This window comes from Pseudomonas sp. UBA4194 (assembly GCF_002379585.1).
Classification (GTDB): domain Bacteria; phylum Pseudomonadota; class Gammaproteobacteria; order Pseudomonadales; family Pseudomonadaceae; genus Aquipseudomonas.
The window spans coordinates 1-10,832 of sequence record NZ_DFUE01000054.1 but is presented as its reverse complement, the minus strand read 5'-3'; the positions used below and the strand labels follow the sequence as shown (position 1 = coordinate 10,832).

Here is a 10,832-nt window from a genome sequence, read left to right as displayed (position 1 = left end):
GACCATTCACCACCGATCCCCGCCCCCGCCTACAACCTCAAATACCCTTGTTCAACGTCGCCTTCTCCAACCCACCCTTCTCCAGCCCCCACTTCTTCAGAATGTTCTGATAGGTGCCATCGGCGATCATCCCATCCAGCGTCGCAATGATCGCCGCGCTCAGTTCGTGATTGGTCTTGGCCACACCCAGGCCGGTCAACTGCACCGCGATCGGCTCGCCGATGACTCGATACGCACCAGGCTCCTGGCCCTGGATATACGGCAGGGTTTCACTGCCTTGCACGGCTGCATCAAGACGCGCCTGGCGCAGTTGCGCGCGGGCGTCGGCAGAACCTTCGGTACCTACCACCACGATGGCGGGCTTGCCATTGGCCTCGCAATTGGCGGCGCTCCACTTGGCAATCTCGACCGGGAACGTGGTGCGGCGGCTGGTGCCCACGCGCTTGCCACACAGATCCATCGCTTCCTTCACGTCACTACGGCTGTCCAGCACGTAGTACTGCGGGCCGGTGCGGAAATAGTCGACGAAGTCCACGGTCTTCTGTCGCTCCGGGGTATCGGTCATGCCCGACAGCACGATATCCAGACGTTGCGTCACCAACCCGCTGACCATCTGTTCGAAAGCCGTTTCCTGCCACTTCACCTCGACGCCCAGGCGCTTGCCGATTTCCATGCCCAGGTCGTAATCCACGCCAGTGAGCTGATTGGTCGCCGGGTCCTTGAAGTCCATCGGTGGATAGTTGGGCATGATGCCGGCGGCGATGAAGCCTTTGTCCTTGATCGCCTTGGGCACGGTGGCGGTCTCGGCGGCCCAGCTCGGCAAGGTCACCAGTGCGGCCAGTGCGGCGGTCAATGCAAACGTTATTTTCATAGTGCAGGTCCGTAGTGGAAGGAAATGAGGGCAGTCAATTGAGTACCGCTGCGATGAACTCTTGGGTTCTTGGATTTCGCGGGTTCATCAGTACATCTTCAGGCGAGCCGGTCTCGATGATCTGGCCGGCGTCCATGAACACCACACGGCTGGCCACCTCACGGGCGAAGCCCAGTTCGTGGGTCACTACGATCATGGTCATGCCGCTGGCGGCCAGGTCGCGCATCACCGACAGCACTTCGCCCACCAGCTCCGGGTCCAGGGCCGAGGTCGGCTCGTCGAACAGCATCAGCTTGGGTCGCATGGCCAGCGCTCGGGCGATGGCCACCCGCTGCTGCTGGCCGCCGGACAATTCGATGGGGTAGCTGTTAGCCTTGGCCACCAGCCCTACCCGCTCGAGCAGGTCCATGGCCTGCTCGCGGCATTCCTTGAGGGGCCGGCGCAGCACCTGCGACGGCCCTTCGATGATGTTTTCCAGCACGGTCATGTGGGCGAACAGATTGAAGCGCTGAAAGACCATGCCGGTGGCCAGGCGCTGCCGGGCGATCTGCACGTCGCTGAGTTCGATCAGCTTGTGCTCCACGGCGCGGTAGCCGACGATCTCGTCATCCACCCACAGCCCGCCCTGATCGACTTTTTCAAGCTGGTTGATGCAGCGCAGCAAGGTGCTCTTGCCCGACCCGGACGGGCCGATGATGCACACCACCTCGCCGTGTGGGACGTCCAGATTGACGTCCTTGAGGGCCTGGAATTCGCCGAAGAATTTGTTGACGTTGACCGCCTTGACGATGTTTCGCATGTTGCTTTCCTCCAAGGTCGGTGATCAGTTGCGCTTGCCGCTGCCGCGGCCGAAACGTCGTTCCAGACGGCTCTGGCCCCAGGTCAGCACGGTGACCACGGCCAGGTACCAGATGCCCGCGACGATCAGCAATTCCATGACACGTGCGTTGGCGTAGTAGATGTTCTGGGCGTTGTGCAGGATTTCCGAGTACTGGATCACGCTGGCCAGGCTGGTCATCTTCACCATGCCGATGAACTCGTTGCTCACCGGTGGAATGATGATGCGCATGGCCTGAGGCAGGATGATCCGGCGCAGCGCCTGCAAGCGCGGCATGCCGATCGACTTGGCCGCTTCGTACTGGCCGGTGTCGACCGACAGCAGCCCGGCGCGCACCACTTCCGAGGTATAGGCGCCCTGGTTGATGCCCAGGCCCAACAAGGCCGCGGCGAACGGTGTAATGAATTCCACCGTCTTGACTTCGAACAAGCCAGGGATACCCAGGGTTGGAAAGATCAACGCCAGGTTGAACCACAGCAGCAATTGCAGGATCAGCGGCGTGCCGCGAAACAGCCACACGTAGGCTCCGGCGACATAGCGCAGCAGCGGGTTCTGCGACATGCGCATGACCGCCACGATCACCCCCAGCACCACCCCCAGCGCCATGGCCAGGATCGACATGGTGATGGTGTTGAGCAGGCCGAACATGATCGATTCGGCGGTGAGGAACTGGGCAACGAACGACCATTCGATGTTGCCCCGGGCGAAGGCCTGAGCCATCGCCGCCAGCATCAGCACAATCACTGTGGCCCAGACCATCCGTCCGTAATAACGGCGCGGTACGACCTTGTAGGTGGAGATGTCATAGCGCGCATCGGCGAGCGCGCTGGGTGTTTTGGTGGCTTGCGTCTGGTTCATGGCCAATCCCCGAGTGTTCAGCCGCGTGGGCCGCTGTAATCCAGCGCCCAGCTGTGGTGTGCCTCAAGCTGCTGCTTGAAACGCTCTATCTGCGCCACGACACGGTGCGGCGCCGTGCCGTTCCAGCCGCTGCGTGCGGCCAACGCCGCTTCCAGCGTCAGGGCCTCGAGGACATCGGGGGTCAGGCGCGGGTCCACCGCCGCCAGCAATGCCGGCGTCGATTGCTCCAGGCCGATGCCGTTTTCTTCACACGCCTGGACCAGCTTGCCGGTGATCTCATGGGCCTCCTTGAACGGAACGCCGCGCAGCGACAGCCAGTCAGCGACTTCGGTGGCCAGGGTGAAACCCAATGGCGCCTGACGCAGCAACTCGTCGACCCGCACGGTCATGGTTCGCACCATGCCGGCAAACGCCGGCAGTACCAGGTGCAGGGTTTCCAGGCTGTCGAGCACCGCGTGCTTGTCTTCGCTCAGGTCACGGTTGTACGACAGCGGTTGGGCCTTGAGTACCGACAGAATCCCGGTGAGTGTGCCGATCAGGCGGCCCGATTTGCCCCGGGCCAGTTCGGCGATATCCGGGTTCTTCTTCTGCGGCATGATCGAGCTGCCGGTGGCGTAGCCATCGTCCAGATCGACCCAGTTGAATTGCCGTGAGGTCCACAGGCAGAACTCTTCGGCCAGCCGCGAGACATTGACGCCCAACATGCTGGTGATGAACAGGAATTCGGCGACGTGATCGCGGCTGGCGACTGCATCGATGGAGTTTTCGCAAGGGCCGACGTAGCCCATCTCCAGAGCCGAGCTGTGGGAGTCGCGGGCAATCGCCGAACCGGCCATGGCCGCTGCGCCCAGCGGCGACAGGTTGAAACGCCGGTCCCAGTCCTGCAGCCGCTGCAGGTCACGGTGGATGGACTGGGCATGAGCCATCAGGTGGTGGCCGAACACGATCGGTTGCGCCTGCTGCAGATGGGTGAAACCGGGGGCGACGGTTTGCACGTGTTGCTCGGCCTGCGCCACCAGCGCGTGTTGCAGGTCGAGGATGGCCAAGGCCAGCACCCGTACCTGATCCCGCAACCACAAGCGCATGTCATTGGCCGACTGGTCGTTGCGTGAACGTCCCGCCCGCAGTTTGCCGCCCAGGGTGCCGAGGCGCTCGGTGAGCAGGCGCTCGATGAAGGTATGAACGTCCTCGTCCGCCGGTATCGGCGCTACCTTGCCAGCGGCAAAATCCTCATCGATGGACGCCAGCGCGGCGATGATCTGCCGAGTTTCTTCAGCATTCAGCAGGCCGGCACGCTGCAGTTCGTTGGCGTGGGCCTTGGAGCCAGCCACATCGTAGGGGGTCAAGCGAAAATAGGCCTTGGGCGAGCGAGACAGGTTGGCCATGGCCTCGGCCGGGCCAGTCTTGAAGCGAGCACCCCAGAGGCGGTCGGTAGGTTCAGACATCGATGAAAATCTCCGCTGGCACGTTGCTTGCTGAAACCCTTCAGTGCGACAGATAGCGCAAGGCAGGCTCAACACGACAGGCATTAAGGTTTGTTGACGGGTCAAATGGACAGAGACCGGATGAGAGGGATGCTAGAAAACAGAACTGACGGGGTAAATGTTTTAAATGGAAAGTCAACTTTCTGATTCTGGAAATGTACCGAAAAGAGCAGGCGATACTGCCCTCTCCATGGCCACCGCCATGGACCTCAAGTTATTCAAGGTATTCAAGGCCGTGGTGGAAGCTGGCGGCTTTACTGCGGCGCAAACTGAACTGAACATCGGCCTGGCGGCAATCAGCAAACAGATATCGGATCTGGAAATCAGATTGGGCATGCGGCTGTGCACCCGCGGCCGGGAGAAGTTTGGCCTCACCGAACAAGGCAAGGTGATCTACCAGGCCAGCCTGGATCTGTTCGTAGCGCTGGATGACTTTCGCGGGCGCCTGGGCAATGTTCGCGGCGAGCTGCTGGGCGACCTCAATATCGCCGTCATCGACAACACCTGCACCGACCCCAACTCACCGCTGGTGCAGGTGCTCAAAGGCCTGCAGGCCAAGGCTCCCAAGGCGCGGCTGCGGCTCAACGTAGCGCCGCTGGAGGAAATCGAACAGGGCATTCTCAAAGGCCGGTTCGCTGCCGGTATCGTCCCGGTGTATGGCGACAAGAGCGAATTCGAGGTGCTGCCGCTGTATCGGGAAACGGCGGAATTGTATTGCTCCAGCGAACATCCGTTCTTCGCTCTGCGCGACGAAGACATCGACGACCTGCAACTGGCCCAGGCCGAATATATCGAGCACGCCTACGCTGCACATCAGGATAAATTCAAACCGGGCGCGCTGCGTAACATGAGTGCGATTGCCACACAAGTGGAAGCGGTGGGCATGCTGGTAATGACGGGGCGCTACCTGGGTTATTTACCCAATCACTGGGCGAGAAGTTACGTGGAGCGCGGCCAGATGCGCGCAGTCAAACCCCGCAGCTTCCGCATTTCCACGCCCTTCAAGTTGCTGTACCGACAACATGTGCCGCGCAATCCATTACTGGAGGTATTCCTGCAGTTGATTCAGGACAATGTGGGCGATAACGTCACGGTCATGCCCCATAGTCAGTAATGCGCCACGCTGGTGCGAACGGCTAATCCGGAAAGATTATCGCGCTATAAAAGCGCACAAAACTTTCACTCTTCCAACTGCGCCGCAGCCTCACGCATCACATTTAGAAATTGCACCTCGGCCCTACTCAAACGTAATTCCCTGTTCCACAGCAAATTGATATCCAAGGTACACACGCTGTCCGCCGGCGGTAGTTTCCACAGCCGACCTTCGGCAACTTCGCGCTCGCACAGATGATGCGGCAGACAGCCAATGCCAAAGCCGGCCAACACCAGCCGCAATACTTCCTGCGTATTGGCCGAGGACGCGAGTACCGGGCCATGCCAACGATGGCGGTCGCGAAATTCGGCCAAAGCGCTGAGGGTGCCACCGAGCAGGTCACCGGTAAAAATGGTCAGCGGTTCGTCGCTCAACGCTTCCACCGTGAGGCCTTGACGGCCGAACAGCGGGTGTTGTTCGCTGCAGTAGAAACCATACTCTTCGCGGGTCAGGCATTCCTGGGCAAGCCATGGATAGCGCGCACGGTTGACTGCCAGGCCAAAGGTGGCGGTCTTCTGCGCCAGGGCGCTGAGGATTTCGTCACTGGATTGCACGACGATCTCCAACGCCACTCCAGGAAACTCGCGGTGTAGCCTGGCGAGCGCTCTATCATAGGCTTTGCAGCATATTCCGCTGACGGCCAGCAGGCGTACCTTGCCAACGATCTGATCGGAGGCGGCTTCCAGGGCTGCGTCCAATTGGGTGAAATGACCCTGCACGTCGTTGGCGATGCGCAAGGTCTCGATGCCGGCGCTGGTGAGTTGGAAGCGCGGGCCATTGCGCTCGATCAGTGCGGCGCCAAGTTGTTCCTCCAGGCGTTTGAGGGCCTGGCTGACGGCGGGCTGGGACAGGTGCAGGCGCACGGCGGCGCGGCTGATGCTCAACTCCTGGGCGATGGCCTGGAAGGTGCGCAGCAGGTTCCAGTCGACCCGCTCGCTGGAAGAGCGCGATGCCGGACGGGCTGGAAAAGCTGGGTTGCCGGTCAACTTACTCATCGATGAATCTCTTTATTGGCCACTCGAATATTCAATATAAGAAATACCACATTGCCCTCTTCGAGACACTCTTATAAAACTAGCGCCACGTTCTTGCTCCTATTAATCGATGGACTCCACCGTGACTTCCACCTCCGTTACCGTTGCCCCCGAGTCCGAATGGACAGCCCGTTGCGAGTTGGCTGCCCTGTATCGATTGATCGCACACTTTCGCATGACCGACTTGATCGACACCCATATATCCCTGCGACTCGATGACGCATCCGGGCACTTTCTCATCAACCGTTACGGCGTGTTGTTCGAGCATATGAAGGCCAGTGATCTGGTGCGCATCGACGGCGAGGGCCAGGTGGTCGACAGCCGCTTTCCAGATCACCGGGTCAATCGCGCGGGCTTCGTCATCCACTCGGCGATCCATGCCGCACGGCCCGACCTGCACTGCGTGATCCACACCCATACCGCTGCCGGCATCGCGGTTTCGGCGCAGGCCGATGGGTTGTTGCCGATCAGCCAGCACGCCCTGAAGTTCTACAACCGTCTGGCCTATCACCAGTACGAAGGCATTGCCCTGCGCGTGGAGGAACGCGAGCAGCTTGTGCAAGATCTGGGCCCGCACAGCGCGATGATCCTGCGCAACCATGGCTTGTTGGCTGCCGGCGGCGGCGTGGCTGAAGCCTTCCAGAACATCTATATGCTCGAGCGCGCCTGTCAGGCTCAGGTGCAGGCCCTGGCGGGCGGGCGCGAACTGATCATCCCCAGCCCGCAAACCTGCGAGTTCACCGCGCAGCAATTCGAGGGCGACGACGAGTCGGGGCTCATCGATCTGGCCTGGGAAGCCGCGTTGACCCTCATCGCCCATCAGCGGGACGACTACTGCGCCTGAACCGAACCGCTAACGCGCGTATCACGCTTTCACCTCTCGACAACAAAGGTATCGCCGGCCATGAACGGTGAACCGTCCCTCTGCTTAACCGAATGCTGCCGACATAAACGCCCCCCCGACCGGCGGGTGCACGAGAGTCCAGGAGCCGTTTCAATGCATTTGAAGACCCTTAGCCTGACTGCTATCGCAGTCGCCGTAGGCGCAACCCAACCTGTTTTCGCCAGCCAGCAGTCCGATGCGACTGGCTTCACCGAAGGCGCTCACTTCACCGTCAAGACTCGCAACATGTACATGAACCGCGATCAGCGTGCTGAAGGCGCGGCCCAGAGCTATGGGGAAGAATGGGCTCAGGGTTTCGTCGGCGTGCTGGAATCGGGATTCACCCAGGGCACCGTCGGTTTCGGTATCGACCTGCTGGGTCAGTTCGCACAGAAACTGGACACCGGTGATGGTCGCACCGGCGGCGGCACCGGTCTGCTGGAACAAGGCAGCAGCGGCGCCAAGGACAATCAGTCCGAACTGGGCGGCGTGCTGAAGATGCAGATCTCCAACACGGTGCTCAAGTACGGTACGCAGATCACTTCGGTGCCGGTGCTGGGCACTTCCGACAGCCGTTTGCTGCCTGAAACCGTGGAAGGTTTCTCGGTGAACAGCAAGGAGTTCAAGGATCTGACCCTGGCCGCGGGCCATTTCACCGGTCTGAGCAACCGTAACCAGTCGTCGCGGGACAGCGGTCGCATGACGTCGGTCGACTACGTCGGCGGCACCTACAAGATCACCCCACAGTGGGGCGCCAGCCTGTACTACGGCGACACCGACAACTACTTCCGCAAGTACTACGTCAACACCAACTACGTGCTGCCGCTGAGCGACAAACAGTCGCTGAAGTTCGACTTCAACGGCTATGACACCAAGAGCACCGGCCAGGAACGCAGCGGTGAGCTGGACAACCGCATCTGGAGTATCTCGGCGGGCTACTCGGTGGGTGCGCACACCTTCGTGCTGGCTCACCAACAGGTCACCGGTACCGGTGACTACGTCTACGGCCCGGACGGCAACGCTTCCTATGTGTTCGCCAACTCCGTGCAGTATTCCGACTTCAACTACGAAGACGAGAAGTCCTGGCAGGCTCGCTACGACATCAACCTGGCGACCTACGGCGTGCCTGGTCTGAGCTTCATGACTCGCTACGTCAAGGGCACCGATTTCAACACCGCCGCCACCGACAACGGCAAGGCGTGGGAGCGCGATATCGAAGGTCGCTACGTGGTACAGAGCGGCAAGGCCAAGGACTTGAGCGTGCGGGTCCGCCATGCCAGCTATCGCAGCAGCGATCGCGGCGGCCAGATCGACGAAGTGCGGATCATCACCGATTATCCGTTCAACGTGTTCTGACTTTCAGGCAGGCCATAAAAAACGCGGCCATGGCCGCGTTTTTTTTACTTCGTGGGAATCAGGCGGCTGGCTGCAGCGTCGCCATGTCGATCACGAAGCGGTATTTCACGTCACCGGCATGCATGCGTTCGAAGGCTTCGTTGATGTTGCGGATGTCGAGCATTTCGATGTCGCAGGTGATGTTGTGCTCGGCGCAGAAATCCAGCACTTCCTGGGTCTCCTTGATACCGCCGATCAGCGATCCAGCGAGCACGCGTCGCTTCATCACCAGATTGGCAGCGTTCAACGCAGGCTCGACCGGCTGGATCAGGCCAACCAGGATGTGCACGCCATCGAAGCGCAGGGTTTCCAGGTAGGGGTTCAGGTCGTGAGGCACCGGAATGGTGTCCAGCAGGAAGTCGAAGCGTCCGGCAGCGGCCTGCATCTGTTCGGCATCGGTGGACACGATCGCGTGGTCGGCGCCCTGGCGACGGCCTTCGGCGGCCTTGCTGGCGGAGCGGGTGAACAGGGTCACTTCAGCGCCCATGGCCTTGGCGAACTTGATGCCCATGTGGCCCAGGCCGCCCATGCCCAGGATGCCGACTTTGTCGCCTGCCTTGACGCCGTAGTGCTTGAGCGGCGAGTAGGTGGTGATACCGGCACACAGGATCGGCGCGGCATTGGCGGCATCCAGTGCATCCGGAATGCGCACCACGAATTTTTCGCTGACCACGATGCTGTCCGAGTAGCCGCCCATGGTGTTGCTGCCGTCCACGCGGTCGGGTGTGGCGTAGGTCATGGTCGGGCCTTCCAGGCAATACTGCTCCAGGTCGGCATGACAGGCGTCGCAGTGCTGGCAGGAGTCGACCATGCAGCCGACGCCGACGCGATCGCCCACGGCGTATTTCTGCACGTCGGCGCCGACGGCGACAACGCGGCCGACGATTTCATGGCCCGGCACCAGTGGGTACACCGCGATGCCCCAGTCGTTGCGTGCCTGGTGCAGGTCGGAGTGGCAAACGCCGCAGTAGAGGATCTCGATGCTGACATCGTCGGCGCGCAGGGCACGACGGTCGAAGCTCAGTGGCGCCAGGGGGGTAGTGGGTGACAGCGCGGCATAACCGAGTGCTTTGGTCATTGAAGAGGCCTCATCGGACGTTGGGAAACAAGGCGAACCATTGTCCGGGTTCGCACCCTGCCCGGCCATGTCCGATCCTGCGCCGTGCGTGCCTATTCCTCCGACACTGGATTAAAATGCCGTGCCGGCGTGCGATCATGACGGCGTCCCAAATATCCTGCCTTTCGGTACCCCATGTCTTTGACGAAACACCTCGACGCCAATGCCCGCCTGGTGCAGCTGATCGAACCCCTGGCCACGGCCGATGACTTCCTGACCACCGCCATCGATGGATTGCTGGTGGTGTCGTGCCGCAGCAACATTGCCCGGACCGCACAAATCTACGAGCCGAGCCTGATGGTGATCGCCCAGGGCAGCAAGCTGGCCTATCTGGGCGAGCGCACCCTGGAGTATGGCGCTGGGCACTACTTGATCCAGGCACTGCCTGTGCCGTTCGAGTGCGAGACCTTCGCCACGCCCGAACTGCCGTTGCTGGGGGTATCGATTCCGATCGACCGGGCGTTGCTGGGCGAACTGGTGCTGGCCATGGAGCCGGGCAAGAGCGAGGCGCAGACCTTGCAGTCGATGACCGCAGTGGCGCTGGATGACACCATGCGCGGGGCGGTGGAGCGACTGCTACAATGCCTGCACGATCCCCAGGAGCGTCTGGTGATGGCGCAGGCGCGCTTGCGCGAGGTGCTGTTTGCCGCACTGCGCGGGCCCAACGGCCACGTGTTGCGGGCACTGGTGGAACAGCAGGGGCAATTCGCGCGTATCGCTGGCGCGCTGTCCTGGCTGCATGCCCATTATGACGAGCCCTTGCAGGTCGACGATCTGGCCCGCCGGGCGAACATGAGCGCGTCGACCTTTCACGAGCACTTCAAGCGCAACACCCTGGCCTCGCCGGTGCAGTACCTCAAGCGCCTGCGCTTGCTGAAAGCCCGCGCGTTGTTGGTAGCCGATGCCTTGAACGTGAACCAGGTGGCCCTGCGGGTGGGCTACCAGAGCACTTCGCAGTTCAGCCGCGAATACAAAAGACTCTTCAACCGCAGCCCCGGCCAGGAACGAGACCTACGCTGACCCTCCCGCCCCATATCACCGCATCCCCCCCTGTAGGAGCGGCGTCCAGCCGCGAAGAGGCCCGCACTGACCACGCACATCCCGGATCCCGCGCCAACCATCCCGACGCCTTCGCGGCTTCACGCCGCTCCTACGGGGGGGCATATCTGTAGGAGCGGCGTCCAGCCGCGAAAGGGCCG

The 10,832-nt window shown here is 61.5% G+C and carries 10 protein-coding genes; 4 read left to right on the top strand and 6 right to left on the bottom strand.

The features are described 5' to 3' along the window. Nucleotides 1–37: 37 nt before the first annotated feature. From B3397_RS13900 to argH, 4 genes are read right to left on the bottom strand one after another with little or no spacing between them, the layout of a single operon-like run. Nucleotides 38–871, bottom strand: a complete 834-nt coding sequence (locus B3397_RS13900) for an ABC transporter substrate-binding protein (RefSeq protein ID WP_296251017.1) — start codon at nt 869–871, stop codon at nt 38–40. Nucleotides 872–905: 34 nt separating this feature from the next. Beyond that, a complete protein-coding gene (locus B3397_RS13895; protein ID WP_296251015.1) occupies nt 906–1,670 on the bottom strand; it encodes an amino acid ABC transporter ATP-binding protein in 765 nt (254 codons plus the stop codon). Nucleotides 1,671–1,694: 24 nt separating this feature from the next. Further along, a complete protein-coding gene (locus B3397_RS13890; RefSeq protein ID WP_296251013.1) occupies nt 1,695–2,567 on the bottom strand; it encodes an amino acid ABC transporter permease in 873 nt (290 codons plus the stop codon). Between the two features lie 17 nt (nt 2,568–2,584). Then, nucleotides 2,585–4,012, bottom strand: a complete 1,428-nt coding sequence (argH, locus tag B3397_RS13885; RefSeq protein WP_296251011.1) for an argininosuccinate lyase — start codon at nt 4,010–4,012, stop codon at nt 2,585–2,587. Nucleotides 4,013–4,178: 166 nt separating this feature from the next. Here argH and B3397_RS13880 point away from each other — a divergent pair, with 166 nt between their 5' ends. Beyond that, nucleotides 4,179–5,165: a LysR family transcriptional regulator gene (locus B3397_RS13880; RefSeq protein ID WP_296251010.1), complete on the top strand. Its 987-nt coding sequence runs from the start codon at nt 4,179–4,181 to the stop codon at nt 5,163–5,165. Nucleotides 5,166–5,230: 65 nt separating this feature from the next. Here B3397_RS13880 and B3397_RS13875 read toward each other — a convergent pair whose 3' ends face one another. Continuing rightward, nucleotides 5,231–6,199, bottom strand: coding sequence for a LysR family transcriptional regulator (locus B3397_RS13875; RefSeq protein ID WP_296251009.1), 969 nt, complete (start codon nt 6,197–6,199; stop codon nt 5,231–5,233). 121 nt (nt 6,200–6,320) lie between these two features. Between B3397_RS13875 and B3397_RS13870 the strand changes: the two genes are divergently transcribed. Together B3397_RS13870 and B3397_RS13865 are read left to right on the top strand one after the other, a co-directional pair. Then, nucleotides 6,321–7,082: a class II aldolase/adducin family protein gene (locus B3397_RS13870; RefSeq protein ID WP_414704386.1), complete on the top strand. Its 762-nt coding sequence runs from the start codon at nt 6,321–6,323 to the stop codon at nt 7,080–7,082. 153 nt (nt 7,083–7,235) lie between these two features. Next, complete coding sequence (locus B3397_RS13865) at nt 7,236–8,477, top strand: OprD family porin (protein WP_296251005.1); 1,242 nt, start codon at nt 7,236–7,238, stop codon at nt 8,475–8,477. A gap of 58 nt (nt 8,478–8,535) precedes the next feature. Here the strand turns inward: B3397_RS13865 and B3397_RS13860 are convergent, their stop codons facing one another. Then, nucleotides 8,536–9,594, bottom strand: a complete 1,059-nt coding sequence (locus B3397_RS13860; RefSeq protein ID WP_296251004.1) for an NAD(P)-dependent alcohol dehydrogenase — start codon at nt 9,592–9,594, stop codon at nt 8,536–8,538. A gap of 174 nt (nt 9,595–9,768) precedes the next feature. Between B3397_RS13860 and B3397_RS13855 the strand changes: the two genes are divergently transcribed. Beyond that, nucleotides 9,769–10,653: an AraC family transcriptional regulator gene (locus tag B3397_RS13855; protein WP_296251002.1), complete on the top strand. Its 885-nt coding sequence runs from the start codon at nt 9,769–9,771 to the stop codon at nt 10,651–10,653. Nucleotides 10,654–10,832 lie beyond the last annotated feature (179 nt).